The 18,556-nt window shown below is 41.7% G+C and carries 21 protein-coding genes and 1 tRNA gene; 13 read left to right on the plus strand and 9 right to left on the minus strand.

Annotated elements, in window-relative coordinates; translation table 11 throughout:
- The first annotated feature begins 1 nt into the window (after window position 1).
- Window positions 2-1,156 carry a T9SS type A sorting domain-containing protein gene (locus tag C5O00_RS13660; protein WP_105217382.1) on the plus strand — a complete coding sequence of 385 codons (1,155 nt, stop codon included), beginning with the start codon at window positions 2-4 and terminating at the stop codon, window positions 1,154-1,156.
- 54 nt (window positions 1,157-1,210) lie between these two features.
- Here the strand turns inward: C5O00_RS13660 and C5O00_RS13665 are convergent, their stop codons facing one another.
- Entirely contained in the window at window positions 1,211-2,056 is an 846-nt protein-coding gene (locus tag C5O00_RS13665) for a DUF2911 domain-containing protein (protein ID WP_105217383.1), read from the minus strand.
- A 326-nt stretch (window positions 2,057-2,382) separates the two neighbouring features.
- On the opposite strand from C5O00_RS13665, the gene C5O00_RS13670 reads away from it, so the two are divergent.
- The 5 genes from C5O00_RS13670 (at window position 2,383) to C5O00_RS13690 (ending at window position 5,859) form a co-directional block, all read left to right on the plus strand.
- A complete protein-coding gene (locus tag C5O00_RS13670) occupies window positions 2,383-2,844 on the plus strand; it encodes an SRPBCC family protein (RefSeq protein WP_105217384.1) in 462 nt (153 codons plus the stop codon).
- Window positions 2,845-2,849: 5 nt separating this feature from the next.
- The gene (locus C5O00_RS13675) at window positions 2,850-3,545 is read left to right on the plus strand and encodes an SDR family NAD(P)-dependent oxidoreductase (protein WP_105217385.1); all 696 of its coding nucleotides are present in this window, start codon (window positions 2,850-2,852) and stop codon (window positions 3,543-3,545) included.
- Window position 3,546: 1 nt separating this feature from the next.
- The gene (locus C5O00_RS13680) at window positions 3,547-4,851 is read left to right on the plus strand and encodes a cryptochrome/photolyase family protein (protein WP_105217386.1); all 1,305 of its coding nucleotides are present in this window, start codon (window positions 3,547-3,549) and stop codon (window positions 4,849-4,851) included.
- Window positions 4,852-4,950: 99 nt separating this feature from the next.
- The gene (locus tag C5O00_RS13685; protein ID WP_105217387.1) at window positions 4,951-5,187 is read left to right on the plus strand and encodes a (4Fe-4S)-binding protein; all 237 of its coding nucleotides are present in this window, start codon (window positions 4,951-4,953) and stop codon (window positions 5,185-5,187) included.
- A gap of 90 nt (window positions 5,188-5,277) precedes the next feature.
- Window positions 5,278-5,859 carry a coiled-coil domain-containing protein gene (locus C5O00_RS13690; RefSeq protein ID WP_158676873.1) on the plus strand — a complete coding sequence of 194 codons (582 nt, stop codon included), beginning with the start codon at window positions 5,278-5,280 and terminating at the stop codon, window positions 5,857-5,859.
- A 27-nt stretch (window positions 5,860-5,886) separates the two neighbouring features.
- Here C5O00_RS13690 and murA read toward each other — a convergent pair whose 3' ends face one another.
- The 3 genes from murA to C5O00_RS13705 all read right to left on the minus strand — a co-directional run bounded on the left by murA (window position 5,887) and on the right by C5O00_RS13705 (window position 8,214).
- Entirely contained in the window at window positions 5,887-7,197 is a 1,311-nt protein-coding gene (murA, locus tag C5O00_RS13695; protein WP_105217389.1) for a UDP-N-acetylglucosamine 1-carboxyvinyltransferase, read from the minus strand.
- A gap of 17 nt (window positions 7,198-7,214) precedes the next feature.
- A complete protein-coding gene (locus tag C5O00_RS13700; protein ID WP_105217390.1) occupies window positions 7,215-7,862 on the minus strand; it encodes a DUF4290 domain-containing protein in 648 nt (215 codons plus the stop codon).
- A gap of 61 nt (window positions 7,863-7,923) precedes the next feature.
- The gene (locus C5O00_RS13705; protein ID WP_105217391.1) at window positions 7,924-8,214 is read right to left on the minus strand and encodes a DUF493 family protein; all 291 of its coding nucleotides are present in this window, start codon (window positions 8,212-8,214) and stop codon (window positions 7,924-7,926) included.
- A 183-nt stretch (window positions 8,215-8,397) separates the two neighbouring features.
- Here C5O00_RS13705 and C5O00_RS13710 point away from each other — a divergent pair, with 183 nt between their 5' ends.
- The 5 genes from C5O00_RS13710 to C5O00_RS13730 all read left to right on the plus strand — a co-directional run bounded on the left by C5O00_RS13710 (window position 8,398) and on the right by C5O00_RS13730 (window position 12,936).
- On the plus strand, window positions 8,398-8,943 hold the full coding sequence (locus C5O00_RS13710; protein ID WP_105217392.1) for an AAA family ATPase: 546 nt from the start codon (window positions 8,398-8,400) through the stop codon (window positions 8,941-8,943).
- Window positions 8,940-10,838, plus strand: a complete 1,899-nt coding sequence (locus tag C5O00_RS13715; RefSeq protein ID WP_105217393.1) for a RecQ family ATP-dependent DNA helicase — start codon at window positions 8,940-8,942, stop codon at window positions 10,836-10,838. Before C5O00_RS13710 ends, C5O00_RS13715 begins: the two co-directional genes overlap by 4 nt.
- Window positions 10,838-11,785 carry a methionyl-tRNA formyltransferase gene (gene fmt, locus C5O00_RS13720; RefSeq protein ID WP_105217394.1) on the plus strand — a complete coding sequence of 316 codons (948 nt, stop codon included), beginning with the start codon at window positions 10,838-10,840 and terminating at the stop codon, window positions 11,783-11,785. The genes C5O00_RS13715 and fmt overlap by 1 nt, the downstream gene beginning before the upstream one ends.
- A gap of 186 nt (window positions 11,786-11,971) precedes the next feature.
- Window positions 11,972-12,244: an HU family DNA-binding protein gene (locus C5O00_RS13725; protein ID WP_105217395.1), complete on the plus strand. Its 273-nt coding sequence runs from the start codon at window positions 11,972-11,974 to the stop codon at window positions 12,242-12,244.
- 131 nt (window positions 12,245-12,375) lie between these two features.
- Window positions 12,376-12,936 (plus strand): YqgE/AlgH family protein, encoded by a 561-nt coding sequence (locus C5O00_RS13730; protein ID WP_105217396.1) that lies wholly within the window; start codon window positions 12,376-12,378, stop codon window positions 12,934-12,936.
- A gap of 21 nt (window positions 12,937-12,957) precedes the next feature.
- On the opposite strand, the gene C5O00_RS13735 is transcribed toward C5O00_RS13730, so the two are convergent.
- On the minus strand, window positions 12,958-13,803 hold the full coding sequence (locus C5O00_RS13735) for an aminotransferase class IV (RefSeq protein ID WP_105217397.1): 846 nt from the start codon (window positions 13,801-13,803) through the stop codon (window positions 12,958-12,960).
- 201 nt (window positions 13,804-14,004) lie between these two features.
- Window positions 14,005-14,394, minus strand: a complete 390-nt coding sequence (locus tag C5O00_RS13740; protein ID WP_105217398.1) for an START-like domain-containing protein — start codon at window positions 14,392-14,394, stop codon at window positions 14,005-14,007.
- A 177-nt stretch (window positions 14,395-14,571) separates the two neighbouring features.
- Here C5O00_RS13740 and C5O00_RS13745 point away from each other — a divergent pair, with 177 nt between their 5' ends.
- Both C5O00_RS13745 and C5O00_RS13750 read left to right on the plus strand, forming a co-directional pair.
- The gene (locus C5O00_RS13745) at window positions 14,572-15,342 is read left to right on the plus strand and encodes a patatin-like phospholipase family protein (RefSeq protein WP_105217399.1); all 771 of its coding nucleotides are present in this window, start codon (window positions 14,572-14,574) and stop codon (window positions 15,340-15,342) included.
- 194 nt (window positions 15,343-15,536) lie between these two features.
- Window positions 15,537-15,610: transfer RNA gene (locus C5O00_RS13750), tRNA-Met, on the plus strand.
- 256 nt (window positions 15,611-15,866) lie between these two features.
- Here C5O00_RS13750 and C5O00_RS13755 read toward each other — a convergent pair.
- The 3 genes from C5O00_RS13755 to C5O00_RS13765 all read right to left on the minus strand — a co-directional run bounded on the left by C5O00_RS13755 (window position 15,867) and on the right by C5O00_RS13765 (window position 18,531).
- A complete protein-coding gene (locus tag C5O00_RS13755) occupies window positions 15,867-16,646 on the minus strand; it encodes a DUF6090 family protein (RefSeq protein ID WP_105217400.1) in 780 nt (259 codons plus the stop codon).
- An 82-nt stretch (window positions 16,647-16,728) separates the two neighbouring features.
- Window positions 16,729-17,691 carry a TolB family protein gene (locus C5O00_RS13760; RefSeq protein WP_105217401.1) on the minus strand — a complete coding sequence of 321 codons (963 nt, stop codon included), beginning with the start codon at window positions 17,689-17,691 and terminating at the stop codon, window positions 16,729-16,731.
- A gap of 87 nt (window positions 17,692-17,778) precedes the next feature.
- On the minus strand, window positions 17,779-18,531 hold the full coding sequence (locus tag C5O00_RS13765) for a DUF6090 family protein (RefSeq protein ID WP_212390055.1): 753 nt from the start codon (window positions 18,529-18,531) through the stop codon (window positions 17,779-17,781).
- Between the last annotated feature and the right edge of the window lie 25 nt (window positions 18,532-18,556).

An 18,556-nucleotide genomic window follows, 5' to 3' on the forward strand; every position in this document is an offset into this window, starting at 1 on the left:
TATGAGAACAATTACTACAATTTGCGCCTTTGTGGCCCTATCGCTCACAATTTCGTTAAGCGCTCAGCAAACCAGAAGTATATCCCAATTGCTGGATGTACTCAAACAGAACCACATGGGAAGTATAACCGATGTTTTTAGCGCGGCAGAGATTGCGTTGCTTCGCGATCATCTCAACACGGCCAATTATACCGACGCCTCCAAAGTGATGGGAGACATGGCTATCCATACCACCGAAAACACCCTTACCAACTTCGCTAAGATCGATAAAATGGATCTTTCCACGATTACCATTATCGCACCTTCACCACTCAATGACTTTGAAGGCGCTGGCGCTACTATACCAATGACCAACGCTACTACAGTGGTGGATAATGGAAATAATTTCTACCATGTAAATGCAGACGGTACCTATACAACAATTGGCCAGATCATGCCGGATGCCGGACAATCGTTTACAGGCCTGGAATACACCTCAGATGGAAACTTATATGGAATAGCCACAAATGGCTCTGGTAGCACTCGACTATACCAGATAAATCTAACTAACCAGACTGCTACACCGGTGGGTACCGACAACGGACTCGTTGTTGGTATCGCCCTGGGCCGCGACATGAACAATAATTTGTTCACTTATGATATTGATACAAACCTGGTTTACCGTATAGATCGAGTAACCGGATTGCCTACCCTTTTAGGAGACATAGGTTTTGATGCTAATTTTGGGCAAGGAATGGGATATCACCCGGGAGATGATAAATTGTATATTTCGGCTTTCAACAACACCAGTTTTAAACCAGAATTAAGAACGGTCGACACCAATACCGGAGCATCAACCCTGGTGGGGACAATAGTTCCGGCGCAAACCTATCAGTTTGCCTGGATGAGTCTGTTCGATACGCTTTTAGGTACAGATAACCCGGCCAATATGGAGATTGGATTAAGTCCGAACCCTGTTAGGGATATACTTACAGTTTCTTCGGAAATGAATATCGAATCTGTGGCAATATATTCGGTACTGGGGCAATTAATTCAGCAAAGTCGAACAGATAGTTCGAGGGTGACACTCGATGTTTCAGCCCTAAACAGCGGAGTTTATATTATTTCGCTGGGTAACGGTGAACGATCGACCACTAAAAAGTTCATTAAGCTGTAAAAAAAAAAGCCTTCAGAAAAAACTGAAGGCTTTTTAAATTTTAATAGGCACTAATTACATAGCACCCCATTCTTTTAAACTTTTAGAATTTAGAGCGATATAATCATCGTTCCCTGCTTTTTGAGCTAATTCTAAAGATTTCTTAGCTGCCTTGATGGCTCCACTCTTGTCGCCAGACTTAGCGTAAATAAGCGATTGTTGTCTATGATACCAGAATGCAGGCTCTTCACGCATCTCGATCGCCTTATCTATCCATTTCTTAGCCTTGGAGATATCTTTACCCGATTCCAGGTAATATACCGCAGCCGAATAGTAGTCGTTGGCAGAAGGCCCGGACATAACCTCGTCTATGCTAGCTGAAACATGTTGATCTGTATAGAATTTTATAGGCACCGCAACGTAAAGATTTTCCCAGATAATACCCAGATTCGCAGAATTGTTGGTAACGTCATCGAAGGTCATCGTAAATGTTTGAACTTCCATGGGCATTGGGAATAACTGTGCTTTTAGTTTCGCAGCTACCTTAGAATCATCCCATTTTTGTGGTGTTCCCCAGTTGTTTGCATCCGAATAGAAATAAACTTCCCAGCTTTGTGCACCAGGCTTGGTGTAAATTGCATAGGTTCCGGGGGCTAGCTTGGTCCCTCCTACTTCTACTGCATTACTAAAGGTGATCTTTGTGTTTGCGTTAGCTCCGGTTCGCCAGATCTTGTCGTAAGGAACCAGTCCTCCATATATGGTTCTGCCTTTCATAGATGGACGAGAATATTCCAGGGTCACGTCTGTTAGTCCTATTGTTTGTTCGATCTTCTGATAAGGACTTGGTGCGGGAGTTTGTAGCTGTGCATATGCCGAAATACTTACGGAAATCGCACAAACAAATAATAATAATTTTTTCATTGTGGTGTGTGTTTTGGTTTCTTACGAAATTACGATTTGAAAGGGTTTGAAACAGTTAATAAAAACTTAAAAGAAACAAAGGAATTTGAAGTCGGAGATCTATAATTTCAGCATATACGGGAAATGTGTTAAACTTTTGTTTAACTGTTATTCTGTTTAAAGAAATGAATTTAAATTTAGACAAAAAATAATATGAAACTAAGAAATTTGCTACTCAGATTCTTTAGAGTCTTCGAAGTTACGGAGCAAGAGAAAGCGCGATATCGGCTGCTACGAATGAACAAGAGATATGTTTCATCGGGAGATAAATTCTAAACCCGGGGTTAATGAAGATCTATACCCTTAGGGCGAAACAGTCGCTACCCATTTCGAAACAGCAGGCATGGGATTTTTTATCCGAACCTCGTAACCTAAAAGTGATCACACCAGATTATATGGGTTTCAATATAGTGTCTGGTGCAGACCGTCCCATGTTCGCCGGACAGATAATACAATACATAGTAACCCCTTTAATGGGAATAAAGACCACCTGGGTCACCGAGATCACTCATGTAGATGAGGGTAGATACTTTGTGGACGAACAGCGCTTTGGTCCTTATGCGCTATGGCATCACAAACATTTCATCAGAGAAATAGAAGGTGGTGTGGAAATGGAGGATATTGTGGATTATAAACTTCCCTTCGGATCTATAGGAAGGTTAGCTCATCCATTTTTGGTAAAACCGAAATTGAAGGAAATATTCGATTATCGAAAAGCTAAACTTACGGAGCTCTTTGGTGAAATTTAAATAATATGAAAAAAAAAATATTGCTCATTGGAGGCTCTTATGGTATCGGATTGGCTATAGCCAACACCCTAAAGAACGATTGCAATGTTTATATTGCTTCACGAACGCAGGATCTTGTGCCCGAGGGAGTACGCTACCTGGAATTTGATGTGAGAAAGGACAATGTTGCCACTCTGGATCTGCCGGATACGCTGGACGGACTTGTATACTGCCCGGGAAGTATAAATCTACGGCCGTTTAAAATGCTGCGACCGGAGAATTTTCAGGAAGATCTGGACATAAATTTCATGGGCTTATTGCGTTGTGTGCACGGATTATTACCAAAGCTAACCAACGCACCCCAGGCCAGCCTGGTTTTCTTTAGTACGGTTGCAGTTAAAGTAGGCATGCCATTTCATACTTCTGTGGCAGCTGCAAAAGGTGCCGTTGAAGGATTTGCGAAAGCGCTGGCTGCAGAATATGCACCGAAATTCAGAGTAAATGTGATCGCCCCTAGTTTAACAGATTCACCATTGGCAGAAAAACTATTGTCTTCAGAAGAGAAAAAAGAGAAAATGGGGCAACGTCATCCCCTGAACCGAGTAGGCACAACAACCGATATAGCAGAGATCGCTGCATTTTTACTGGACGAAAGGTCTTCCTGGATGACCGGTCAGATTATAGGAGTGGATGGTGGGTTGTCTACCCTGAATGTAAATTGAAATGAGTGAAAAATTAAATATTTTTTGGTTCCGAAGAGACCTTAGACTGGAAGACAACGTAGGATTTTGCAAGGCATTGCACGGAAAACACCGGGTCATGCCAATTTTTATTTTCGATAAGAAGATCCTGGATGAACTCCCCGAGGATGATGGACGGGTTAGTTTTATTTTCGAGAACGTTCAAAAGATTCGACAGCAGCTCCAGGAACATGACAGTAGCATCGCGGTTTATCACGGTGAGCCTCTGGAGATCTTCAAAAAGGTTGTGAAAGAACATGAAATAGAGAACGTGATCACAAATCATGACTACGAACCTTACGCCCGGGAAAGGGACAAGGAGATAGGAGAATTCCTTTCCAAAAATAATATAGGTTTCCATACTTTTAAAGACCAGGTGATCTTCGAAAAGGATGAGATCGTAAAAGATGATGGCGATCCATATGTGGTATATACCCCTTATATGAAAAAATGGAAGTCGAATTTCAATGCAGAGAAGCAGCTGAAATCCTTCGACCCTTCCAAGGTAATGTCTAACCTGATAGAACACAGTCGTTTACCCAACTTATCCTTAAGTGATATGGGTTTTAGGAAATCTAGTATAAAAGTCCCCGATTATACAGTATCGTCCCAACTTATAGATAATTACAAGAAAACAAGGAACTTTCCGGCAAAGGACGGCACGTCGCACCTGGGCCCGCATCTTAGATTTGGAACGGTAAGTATAAGGCGTATGATGGCACGGGCCATAGAGAGTAAGGATGAGGTTTTTTGGCAGGAACTTATCTGGCGGGAATTCTTTATGCAGATCTTGTTTCATTATCCGGAGACGGTGCATAATGCTTTCAGAAAAAAATACGACAGAATTTCGTGGCGAAATAACGAATCAGAATTTGAGAAATGGAAAGAGGGAAAAACCGGTTATCCCCTGGTGGATGCAGGAATGAGACAATTAAACGCCACGGGTTATATGCACAACAGGGTGCGAATGCTGGTGGCGAGCTTTTTGTGTAAGCATCTGTTAATAGACTGGCGCTGGGGCGAGGCTTATTTTGCCGAAAAACTACTCGATTACGAACAGGCAAGTAATGTGGGTAACTGGCAATGGGCCAGTGGAAGTGGTGTGGATGCCGCTCCTTATTTCAGAATATTCAATCCAACAACACAGATAGAGAAATTCGACAAGGAAAAGAAATACATTAAAACATGGGTTGAAGAATATGGAACAAACAGCTATCCGGAGAAAATTGTTGACCATAAGGAAGCCCGCGAAAGAGCCTTAAGTACTTATAAAGAAGCAGTTAGCTAATAAAAATTTTTGTAAGTTTTTTCTTTAAAACGGTATTTAATCGATTTTTTTAATATATTTATCGATATAATTTTGCGTTTGCCCCCAAATTTAGCCCCTATGAAATTATACGACAACGAGTTCACCAACGGTGAAATTACAGTTAACTACGACCCCAACAAGTGTATTCACGCAGAGATTTGCGCCAAAGGTTTATCTGAAGTTTTCCGTACTACGGTAATTCCGTGGATACATATGGACGGAGCTGATAGTAAAACGATTATCGAACAGGTTAAAAAATGTCCTTCGGGAGCGCTAAGCTTCTGTTATAACAAAGAATTGGCTGCTGTTAAATAAATGGTAATTTGACTATTTTATTGGGCAATTCTTTACATTTTTTTTACTCTTGTAGTCTAATTCTACAAGCACAAACCTAACACTAACACTATGAAAAGGACATTTATTGGCCTTCTTGTATCCCTATGCTGTTTGTCTACTCTCACAGCTCAAGAAACCGCCAACCAAAACAACCTGGAAGACCAGTTTACGGACGTAATCGATAAATCTAACAGCTATCAGGACTTTAAGGTAATTAAGAAACTTAAGATCAACCAGCTTAAGCAGAGCGTACTGGACAGTGTTGCTGCCCTGGAAGCAGAGATCGACACCCTGGCAGCAGAGATCGCTCAACAGAAGCAGGAGATCTCTTCCTTAAATGAGACGCTCAATGCTACCAAAGCAGATCTGGCGGCATCACGTGAAAAGGAAGACGGTATTCATCTATTTGGAATGTTACTTAGTAAAGCTACCTACAACACCATTTTATGGTCTGTGATAGGCATTTTGCTAGTATTACTGGGTATTTTCGTGATGAAGTTCAGAAATAGTAATGCCATTACGCGCGATGCCAAAGTAAAACTTGCCGAAACCGAAGAAGAGTTTGAAACGCACAGGCAAAGGAGCCTGGAACGGGAGCAACAGTTACGGAGAAAACTTCAGGACGAGTTGAACAAACAAAAGAAAGTATAAAAAAAGCCGCGTGATCCGCGGCTTTTTTTATGCGATTCGTTCAATGCGAGCTCCTATTGCCCGCAATCTTTCATCGATGTTTTCGTATCCACGATCGATCTGCTCAATGTTTTGAATGGTACTGGTACCGGTAGCAGAAAGTGCTGCGATAAGCAGGGAGATCCCTGCCCGGATATCGGGTGATACCATGGTAGTAGCCTTTAGATCCGACTCGAAGTTATGTCCTATCACCGTAGCTCGGTGTGGATCACAAAGTATGATCTTCGCACCCATATCGATAAGTTTATCAACAAAAAAGAGCCTGCTTTCGAACATCTTTTGGTGGATAAGCACACTGCCTTTTGCCTGGGTACATACCACGAGTACAATACTAAGTAGGTCTGGAGTAAAACCCGGCCATGGGGCATCTGAAACGGTTAAGATGGAGCCATCAATATAACTCTGAATCTCATAGCCGTCCTGTTCCGGGATATGGATATCGTCTCCTACTCTATCCAGCGTGATCCCTAATTTCCTGAAGGTTTCCGGGATGAGTCCCAGATTTTCCCAACTTACATTTTTAATGGTGATCTCACTTCGTGTCATGGCTGCCAGACCGATCCAGCTGCCTATCTCTATCATATCGGGAAGTACTCGGTGCGTACAACCTCCAAGACTTTCAACTCCTTCTATCACTAAAAGGTTAGAACCCACCCCTTCAATCTTCGCCCCCATAGAGTTCAACATTCTGCACAATTGTTGCAAATATGGCTCGCAGGCGGCATTGTATATAGTGGTTTTGCCTTTGGCAAGAACAGCGGCCATTACGATATTCGCTGTCCCTGTTACCGAGGCCTGGTCCAGGAGCATGTAGGTTCCTGTAAGTCCGTTTGGAGCATCCACCCCGTAGAAGTGTTCTTCTTTGTTATATCTAAAATCTGCCCCTAGCTTTATAAATCCTTCGAAGTGAGTATCGAGTCGGCGTCTGCCTATCTTATCACCTCCGGGCCGGGGAATATATCCCTTGCCAAAGCGCGCTAATAAGGGGCCCACGATCATGATAGAACCTCTTAAGGAACTACCTTCCTGCTTAAACAGATCGGACTCAAGGTAATTGAGATCCAGGTTGTCTGCAGTAAAAGTATAGCTGCCTTTTCCTAGTTTTTTAACTTTTACACCAAGGTTTTCAAGGATCTGGATCAATTTATTCACATCCCTGATATCCGGTATATTATCTATCTGTACTGTTTCCGGGGTAAGGAGAACGGCGCAAAGTATTTGCAGTGCTTCGTTCTTTGCTCCCTGCGGATTGATTTCACCTTTAAGTTTATGTCCGCCTTCAATTTGAAATGTTGCCATGCTTGATCTAAGGCTGTTTAGTAACGTTTACGGCCTCCGCCTCGGCCTCCTTTTTTACTTTTTTTACTGTTATTACTCGAAGAAAAACGTTTTTTGTTCTTGAGCAGGTCTGTGGCATTGGTAAGGTCTTCTTCGCTATTCTTCATATTCAATTTCCCGTTGGAAAGCTCGAATAGGTGCTGAAAAATCACATCGTCCTCTACGGTATCTTTGTTCCAGTTCAGGAAGCATTTTTTCATATGATTGGCAATGGTAAGAACGAGTCCATCCTTCATATCTCCATCTTCCCAGCTACAGGCTACATCTATCATCCGTTTTATATTATTACCGTAAAAACGATATTTTGGATGATTTTGGGGGTATTCCAGTGGCTCGGGGCGTTCGCTCAGCTCTTCTTTGGAGGGTACCGGATAAGGTGAATCAACATCCAGTTTGAAATCGGATATAATAAATAGTTGATCCCATAATTTATGCTGAAAATCTGGCACGTCTCTCAGGTGGGGGTTTAGGTTACCCATTACTGCTATGATGCTTTTAGCAGTTTTGTTTCGTTCTTCCCTGTCTTCGAGGGAAACGGCATAATCGACCATTTTCTGAATATGACGACCATATTCGGGGATAATGAGCTTCGGCCGCTCAGTATTGTATTCTAAATTGTCTATCAAAATGTTGTTTTTAAAAAGGGAAGTTCCTTAAATGAAGTACTATGCGTGCAAAATACTAAAATTATAGTGATATCACACCTTCCACCTTAGAAACTTCAAGATATTTTTCAACTACTGCGTCGGGAGAGTCCATAGTAACTTTTATTGAAACACTCGTATAATTGCCTTTAGACGAATCCCTGGTATTAAAAACCGCATCCAAATTGTTGAAAACGGCTTCGATCTCTGCGATCTTCTCCAGTGATGCCGGCACTATGAATTTGAACAAATAGGGCGAAGGCCAGCTGGTATCGTCCTTAAGTTGTTGTTTCAATCGTTCGTAGAACGCTTTCGATTCGGGATTTTCTTCCATATGATTATTAGCTCATATACACGGCAAAGATACGCTTTCAGTATCAATATTTATTTACGTAATTTGTATAAATGATTGTATCGAAGTTCTATAATTGCATTGTAGACTTGATATATTCTCTTCCATTACTACTAACATACTGATCCTTCGGAATTTGACCAAAGGAAGATTAAAATGTAACGCTTGAAGACCAAAAGAATTGTGATCACGGGGGGACCGGGTTCTGGCAAAACTACCCTGGTAAAAGAACTGGAGGCCAAAGGATTTGCCTGTTTACATGAAATTTCCAGGCAGATCATCCTCGAGGCTCAGCAGCAAGGTATAGACCAGTTGTTCCTGGAAGACCCCTTGTTATTCAGTAGGAAATTATTAGAAGGTAGGCTGGCCCAGTTCAGGGAGGCTTCTGATTATAATGAGGAGATCCTGTTCTACGACCGTGGACTACCCGATGTAACGGCATACCTGGATTACCTGGGCACAAGCTATCCCGACGAATTCCGGGAAAGCTGTGCAACCTATAAGTACGATGCCGTCTTCGTGCTTCCCCCCTGGCCAGACATATACACACAGGACAACGAGAGGTACGAATCGTTTACCGAAGCCGAAAAGATCTTTGAACATCTGGTTAACGGCTATAGCGCCTATAATTACAATGTGCATGAAGTTCCTATCGGGAAGGTGTCTACCAGAATAGATTACATTTTGAAGCACTTAATTGGCCTGCATTGAAAGCGCCCCTACAGATATTACAGGAATACTTCGGGTATTCGTCATTTCGACCTCTGCAAGAGGAGATCATCACTTCGGTGATACACGGCAACGACACGGTAGCTTTATTACCCACAGGAGGTGGTAAATCCCTGTGTTTTCAGGTACCTGCACTATGCCTTGGAGGAATTTGCATTGTGATATCTCCCCTGGTAGCCCTCATGAACGACCAGATCATGAGGCTAAAGGAAGCCGGAATAAAAGCCTTACACCTTTCGGGAGGGCTGTCCTTTGACGAACTGAATATCGCCCTCGATAATGCGATGTACGGTAACTTCTCATTTCTCTATCTGTCTCCAGAGCGGCTTCAGCAGGAGATCGTACAGTTGGCCATACAAAAGATGAATGTGAGTTTGATCGCTGTAGATGAGGCACATTGTATTTCGCAATGGGGAAACGATTTCAGGCCTTCTTATAAAAATATTACCCTGCTCAGGGAAATGCATCCCCTAGTGCCTTTTATAGCACTAACGGCCACAGCTACTCCCGAAGTTTTAGCCGATACGATCTCAGAATTAAAGCTGGAGCTCCCTAAGGTCTTCAAAAGTTCGTTTTACCGGCCCAACCTGGCCTACAAAACCATGAAGGTTGAGGATAAACTATATCATATTCAGCAATTACTTCAGAAAGAATCCTTATCATCTATAATCTATGTTCGGTCTAGAAGCATGGCCGTTGAAACCAGTGAACATCTAAACAGTCTGGGCATTCGTTCAACATTCTATCACGGAGGGATCTCTGCAGAAATTCGCCAGCAGCGGCTGGAACAATGGAAAAACGGGCTTATACCTGCGATGGTTGCCACCAATGCCTTTGGAATGGGGATAGATCATGCCAATGTGCGGTATGTATTTCACCTGCAGTTACCCGAAAGCCTTGAGAGTTATTTCCAGGAGGCCGGAAGGGCCGGAAGGGATGGTAAAAGGGCTGAAGCCCTGTTGCTTTATAATGATCACGATAAGACTTTGGTGCGCAAACAGTTTATCGACTCCCTGCCTCGTAAAAAAGATCTTAAGAAGGTATATCACAGTCTAATGAACTATTTCCGCATCCCATATGGGGAGGGCGAATTTGCCACTTTTGCTTTTAATTTTACTGAATTCTGCAAGACCTATTCGTTTGCGTCTGTGCTTACCTATAATGCGCTTACCACCCTGGACCGCCTTGGTGTCCTGCAATTATCCAGGCAATTTGGAAGGAGATCCACCCTTAAATTTAAGGTATCTTCGGAAAGATTGCTGGCTTATTTTGGGAAAGACCCACAAGTATCCCTGATTGGGAAGACCTTTTTACGGGTATACGGAGGTATTTTCGAACTTGCCACCCCGGTGAACCTGGATCTCATCGCCTCCAAGACGGGGCAAACTTCAGAAACCATTGTAGCGGCACTTAAAAAAATGGAGCGTGATGGTGTAGCCGAAGTCCAGCTTTACGATACAGATGCCGTGATCACCTTTCTAGTGCCACGGGAAGACGACAGGACCATCAATAGGATGGCTGTGGGTGTCCATGAACTAAATGATAAAAAAGTAAACCAGGTTGAAGCGCTGTTGCAGTATGTAGAAAATAACTTTACGTGTAAAAGTGAGCAACTGTTACAATACTTTGGGGAGGAGAACACAGAGCGGTGCGGTATATGCTCGGTTTGTATAAAAGACAACAGGGATAATGAACGGAGGGACCTGAAGTCGATTTCGGAACAAGTGCTCACCCTGATGGAATCTGGTGAATTTAGTTCGAGAGAAATATGCGAAAGGTTTACTTTTGACGAAGAGAAGATCCTGAAAGTTTTGAGAGCGTTACTGGATGCCGGAAAAATAGGATTAAACCCCAAAAACGAGTATTATATATTGTGATGAGAGATTTACGAATCGTATTTATGGGAACCCCGGGTTTTGCCGTTGGGGTATTACAATCGCTAGTGGAGAGCGGTGCCAACATAGTGGGCGTGATCACCGCCCCGGATAAGCCTGCTGGTCGTGGCCGCAAGTTAAGAGGCTCTGCGGTTAAGGAATATGCGGTATCTAAGAACCTGAGGTTACTTCAGCCAAAAAACTTAAAGGACGAGAACTTTCTTTTCCAACTGCGCGCGCTGGAAGCGAATTTACAGATCGTAGTAGCATTCCGGATGTTACCGAAAGTAGTTTGGGCCATGCCCGAATACGGCACCTTTAATCTGCATGCCTCCCTCCTGCCCCAATACCGGGGTGCTGCGCCCATTAACTGGGCAATCATGAATGGGGAATCGACCACAGGAGTGACCACTTTCTTTATTGATGAGAAGATCGATACCGGGGCCATTATTGCGAAAAAAGAAATCTCGATCGCGCGGGACGAAACTGCAGGCAGCCTGCATGACAAGCTTATGGACCTGGGAGCTGATCTTGTGCTGGAAACCGTAAAGATGATTGCAGAAGGTGATGTACCTACCGAAGTTCAATCTTCGGCCGATCAATTGAAGGAAGCCCCCAAGTTAAATAATGAGAACACCAGAATTGACTGGTCTAAACCAGCCGGGGAGATAAAAGCGCATATTAGAGGGCTGGATCCCTATCCTGCAGCCTGGTGCTACCTGGTAAATGGAGGGGAAGAATTGAAAACGAAGATCTTTGGAGTTTCATGGGTGGACTGTGAACATGAACATCCGGAGGGCAAGCTTATTTATGATAAAAAGAATATATGGGTGGCCTTGGAAAACGGACTTCTGGAAATAAAGGAATTACAACTTCCCGGGAAACGGAAAATGAAAAGTATTGACCTTATAAACGGATTTACTTTTGAAGCCGATGCGAAAGTAGTGTAAACCCTTATCACTACTGAATCCATGAAATTTTAACAGAAATGGCTGGTCTTTATTAACAAAGGAGCTGACTTATCAACAAAAACGGCGATTTAGCGCGTCATTACTTGCGTGATACGATAATCCGACTAAATTTGTAGAGCAAATAATTTAAAGTTTAACCAACAATTTAATTTTAAACAGATAACTATGAACAAATCAGATTTAATCGATGGCATGGCAGAAGATGCTGGAATCACCAAAGCTGCTGCAAAAAAAGCATTAGAATCTTTCTTAGGAAATGTAGAAAAATCACTTAAGAAAGGAAACAGAGTTTCTCTAGTTGGTTTCGGATCTTGGTCGGTTTCAAGAAGAGCTGCAAGAGAAGGAAGAAATCCACAAACAGGTAAAACTATTAAGATCGCCGCTAAAAATGTAGTGAAGTTCAAAGCAGGATCAGATCTTTCAAATTCTGTGAACTAAGTTTAAGAAACTAAAATTCTTCATGAACCCTGCAATTTTGCAGGGTTTTTTTTGTTCAAAAGTGAAGGGAGAGCATAGGAAGTTGTATTTTAACAAATTAATACTTAGATTTAATTGTACAAACTAACCGCATGACTACACTTAAACCTGATAAAGGGGTATTGTTGGTAGCAGAACCATCCATTATAGGAGATGTATCCTTTAATCGATCGGTGGTTTTATTAGCCGAATACAATGAGAGCGGTTCGGTGGGTTTTATACTCAATAAACCTTTAAAGTACAAACTCAAAGATTTTATTCCCGAGATCACCTCAAATCTTGAAGTTTATAACGGCGGTCCTGTAGAACAGGACAATCTTTATTTTATTCATAAAGTGCCCGAACTTATACCAGAAAGTGTAGAGATCTCTAATGGTATTTACTGGGGAGGCGATTTCAGTGCTATCATGGATCTATTAAAGGAGGATGTGCTTAAAAAGGAACAAATCCGTTTCTTCCTGGGCTATTCCGGCTGGTCCAGCGAGCAACTGGAAAGCGAGCTAGAGGTTCACAGTTGGGTAGTAACTCCAAATATATACAAGAATAAGATCCTGGGTAAATCCAATAATAATTTCTGGAAAGAGAAAATGCTTGAATTTGGCGGCGATTATGTGATCTGGTCTAACGCACCCGAAGACCCCAGCAATAACTAAACATTTTACTGAAAAACTTATTTATCCCAGCCGGGCCTTTACATTGAGTTTGGCCAGCAGCTCCTTTGCAGCTTTATTTTCAAACACTTTCTTTCGGTATTTAGTAACCGGTTGAATTCCCGTGATCACGTTTGTAATGAACAATTCATCGGCCTTTTGCAGTTCGAAGGGCGAAACCGTTTCTTCTTCAAGAATATAATCGGGAAGGAGGCCAATGATATCGATCATTTGCTTCCGAAGAACCCCTTTTAAACAACCGTCGCTTAAAGGAGGGGTTTTGATCTTATAACCATTCACCAGAAAGATATTGCCATTAAGGGCTTCAACCACCATTTTATTCTCATTGAGAAGCAGGCAGTTCTGGTAATCGTTTTCAGCAGCAAAAACACTACCTAAAACATGTATCACCTTGTTGTTGGTTTTGAGGGTAGAAAGTAATCCGGAGTTGAGATAATGATCTTTAAAGAGTTCGATCTCATAGGGTTCTTCTGAAATGGTATAGAACGGAGAATCCAGTTTTTCTATCTGGATAAGGTACTCTATATGATTGGTTTGAGGTGCGTATTTACCACCCCAGGATCGCCATACCGTAAACCGCACCCGGCAGGTGTCCTTTATGGCGTTAGACGCGGTAATGGTTTTATCGATCTCGGCATCTATGAATTCTGGTGTGAATTCCATTGGGATCTCCATACGAAGTATTCGCATGGCCGACATCAGCCTGAAATAGTGATCTTCCCAAAAAAGTAGCTTCCCCCCTGCGTAGCGGATCGTCTCAAATACACTGTCGCCAAAATGCAAGCCTCGATTATTAACCGGAATTGTAGCATTTTCTGCTTCGAGCAGGGAACCGTTATAATTTGTCATCATGAAATAGAGCCGTTATTCGAGCCGACAAAGATACAGTTTTAAGCTGTGTAATATAAATTGGGTATGGCTAACGAATGTATGAAATGCTCCATAATGCATCGTAGCTACAAACCGTTGAACCTAAAAACAAAAATATTCTTGTGAGGAAGACGGAAGCCTAAAGGCTTCCAGGATATTTTTTGAAACAATGATGGCAGATCAGGTAGAGCCAAGAATATGCTTAAGGTTAGAGATCATGTTGGTCCACAGCATTTTGCCCTCTTCTACTTCCTCTTCATCCTCGGCAAAATCTGTTACCATTAGGGAAACATCTTTGGTGATCTCATCCACCTGGATGCGCAGCTCGAAGTAATAATTGGTGTCTTCGTCCTCCACCCATCTGAATTTAATACGTTCACCACTCTTTTTACCAAGAAGTTTAGCCTTTTCCTCGCTACCCTCCCAGATAAATGTAAAATACTCTCCCCGGGAGTTCACATTGTCTGCATACCATTCGCTCATTCCGGAGGGCGTTGAGATATACTGATACAGCAGTGATGGTGACACTTGTATCGGGAATTCCATTTCGTATTTTACTTTGTCTTCCATAGGATTTTGGTTAGCAGGAGCCCAATATAAATATTAATTGCAAACTGCCAAAAGTCTGGGATAGGTTTTTTGATTTATTCGATTAAATACAAATAGCTGTGCGTAATAGTTTGACAGGAGTCATATTTCTTCGTAATTTTTGTACTTACTTTTGAACTTAAAATTGGACCAAAAAAAATGAATCTGGGGGTAGTTCTTTCGGGAGGAGGCATAAGGGGTGTAGCTCACATTGGAGCCCTTCAGGCGATGGAGGAATTTAATCTGAAACCCACTCATATTTCGGGTACCAGTGCCGGGGCCATTGTTGGAGGGTTGTACGCTGCTGGAATAGAATGTTCGGAGATCCTTAAGTTTTTTAAAACCATTCCCATCTTCCAGCGGAGCAGGTACGCCCGCAGGAAACCGGGTTTTATCGATTCGGAAAAATTCTATGATGAATTCAGGAATTACATGCAGAAAGACGATTTTAGTTCCTTACAAACCACCTTATACGTAACTGCCACCGACCTATTAAAAGGCACTCTTAAGATATTTCATGAAGGGGAGCTTATCCGGCCTATACTTGCATCGGCTTCGTTTCCGGGCCTGTTCTCACCCGTGGAGATAGGGGATTCTCATTATATAGATGGGGGTGTTTTCAATAATTTTCCTGTAGAACCCCTTAGACCCGTATGTGATAAGATCATTGGGGTGTATGTAAATCCTGTAAAGCCAGTGGGGATCGACAAGTTAAAGCATTCCTACAATGTTGTTGAACGCGCGTATAAGTTGAAGTCGGCCGCAGACTCCATCTTAAAGTTCAAGCAGTGTGATCTGGTGATATCACCCTCCGATCTCAGTTTATTTGGTACTTTCGATATGAAGTACACCGATGCTATTTACGATATAGGATATAGAGAAACAAAGCGCCTTCTTGAGGCAAAGCTTGAAGTACTGGTAAACTCCTGAAACGAACTATAAGGAGGAAGCGGCGATGAAGTGGATTCGAAACACGAATAACATCAAGGCATAACCTTCCAACCCCTACCCTACGCATAAAACAAGGATTGGTTGTAAGTGGTAGCCTAATAAAGAAGGATGCAAATAATTAGATTATAAATTTTTTCCGGTCGATTTTGTTTTTATCTTTGCGCCTCAAATATGGCGAGGTAGCTCAGGTGGTTAGAGCGTCGGATTCATAACCCGGAGGTCAGGAGTTCAAGTCTCCTTCTCGCTACAAGGACGAAAGTCATATAATAAGGTGGTTTAACGAAAGTTAGGCCGCTTTTTTTTATAGGGTAGAATGGTGAGATTTTGAGGGTAAAAAATTGGAGTGATTGGGTCCGGCTCATAGAATATAGTGAATTTGAAGTAAATATTGTTCTAATGTGGGCAACAAATAGACACCATAACATCATATTTGAATAAATATAAGAAGAACATGAATTATCCTGCTTATATTCCATCTAATATCTAAAAATGTGGCCTCTACCCTATTTTCCATCGCTGGATTCCAAATCCCGATCTATCATATCGATTAGTTTATGACACAGATCCTTCATTTCCGTGAACTGAGAGTTCATAGTAGTATGTTCAAAAACAGCCATTACAAAGCCATTTTTGTGTTTTAGATTTTTCAACATTGCTTCGTAGTTCGTTCTGGAGAGGCTAACATTCTCGCCGGCTTGTCCGTTGGAAACCTGATAGGTGTAATTCTTCACGAGATCATTCATATCCAGCATTGCGTAAACAGGTTCGTAGATCAACAACTCCATATCATATCTATAATGATCTTCTTCATTCTTTAATTTATGATAGAGCGCCTGTAAATTGAGAAGTTCATTTTTTATAGAATCGTTAGATATGATCCCCAAATTTCCCGAATTGACCAGTTCCTGGTACGTATTGTCGTGTAAGGTGAATTTATACCAGATATATACGTTGGTTGCGTGCAAATTCAAGTCGTTAAGATCTTCCAGGGGTTTCCCTTCGTAATATTCTAAAACCTTATTCGCAGATTCGATACTCGCATTTCCCGATTTCAGGTAATTATTTAATTCGTCAACGTTTAAGTTGAGATCTACCTGTAAGTTATGCAAGTATTTAACTTCCTGGTTTCTAATTTTTCGCGCTTCGTTAGCATTATTGATCTGAAGCGCTATTAAGATCCCAATGACTACGAGAATGATCTCCCCAACAGCATAAAGCAGGTATTTACTGAATTTATTTTCGGTGAGGAGTCGTTGACGAATTTTCCGGAAAAACTTAATCATTAGAGGTTGGTTTAGTGAAAGTTATAATTTTTATTAATATGAAGTTCAGAAAATAAAGATGCCACTTAGTCTGATTCAAGATTTATTCTAATTTATCTATGCTAATTCTATAAATATTTCCAAACCCGTTTAGGGTGCTATTGGACATTTCCTTTAATTCTTCAACACTTTGCAGCTTTTCGTCAACATCGATAATTCGCTCGCTGGTGAAATAAAAATTGCGAGAACCCCAATCTACAAACGGACAAAAATCCAGTTTCTCCGAATTGATCAACACCCCCAGGTTTTTGGCCGTTGTCCACTTCCCGGTATCATCTTTCCTGCTCATATACAGATCCCCTCCCCCATAGCCATCAGCCCGTCCATACGAGCTAAATATTATTAGATCTTCTTTCGGACTTATATAAGCATTGAATTCGAAGAACGTAGAGTTTATTTCGGGCGGCAGCGGTCTTGGAGGTTGAAATTTGCCGTGGAGCAATTCGGACATAAATATGTCCTCCCTCCCTATTCCATCATCTCTTGTTGCGGTGAAAAACAAATTTCCTTTCTCACTTAAGGAGGGGAAGAACTCATCACTTCTGCTATTGACGATCGAATCCAAGGCTACAGGTTGAGACCACCCGTTGTTATCACGATCGCTGTACCAAATATTATAATCGGTTCTTGTGCTATCGCCATAAATAGGCCGGTTGGAAGCAAAATACAGCCTGTTCCCGTTATTGCTATAAAATGGTTCTATATCCTGGTATTTACCCGAAATGTTCAGGATCTCCGGCTTAGTCCATGTAGTATCGTTCTGTTTCAATACAACCAGGCATCTTTTGTGCTGCTTGTAATCACCCAGCGTGTATATAAGCTCATTTCCCATTGGTGAAATTGCCATATCTCTTTCGTACAGTGGTGTTGAGATAAGGTTCTCTCCGAAAAGAGTTAAACTATCGGCAGTAGTTTTAATATCTAATACGATCTCTTGTGGATGTTCTTTGTTGTTATGACAATTCAGAAGAAAAATTGATATGATAATTATTACCTTATATTTCATAAAGACCTTACTATTTTATATATGAAAAGGCATACCCTATATACGCTCACACCTGATCTTTTAACGTGATGCCTATCTTTATCTTCGCTATTTTTCTATTTCGCCATCAATTTGTTGAATCGTTTCCTTGAGATACAACACCAGGTTTTCATGTAATCCGGCCAAATAGCTATTGTTCATCATAGCAAGTCTTAGTCCGTTCTTAAAGACGTGATCATTATGTTGCCATTTAGCGTCCATGATCAGCTGTCGATGAACAGAGTCTGGAATATCCTGTATTTTAAGCCTTTGCGGGAATCCTTTTACAGCTTTACTCAAGTCGAAATATCCCAGTGCCGTCGCATTCTTCACATGAGGGTTATACAAGTATTCTTCAAATTCTCTTCGCATATGATGCTCGCCACTGGCGATACCGGTATAGCGTTTTTGAAGCTCCATCAGGCGATTTTTTATAGAATCGTTTTTGATCAGACTCAAATTTCCAGAACTTAAAAGCTCCTTGAAGGTGTTATTATTAGGCACATATTCACCCCATATAAAAACCTGCTCATAAACATCAGTATAATCTCTTACCTCCTCTTTGGTCTCTGGTTCGTTTAAACCTAATAGTCTTGTACACGCCTTGGCTTTTTGAAAACGATATTCGGCAAAATTTCGGTTATTTTCTATTTCACTCACAAGGTCTGCTTTTAAGTTTGATAGATAATTGATCTCCCTATCTCTCTCTTTTCTCGCCTCGTTAGCATTATTGATCTGCAAGGCGATCAGGATCCCTATCACCACCAGTACAATTTCTCCAATGGCATAGAGCAGATATTTGCCAGTTTTGTTTTCACTCATAAGTTTAAGTCTGATTCGTCTAAAG

The organism is Pukyongia salina (assembly GCF_002966125.1).
In the GTDB taxonomy this organism is placed as follows: domain Bacteria; phylum Bacteroidota; class Bacteroidia; order Flavobacteriales; family Flavobacteriaceae; genus Pukyongia; species Pukyongia salina.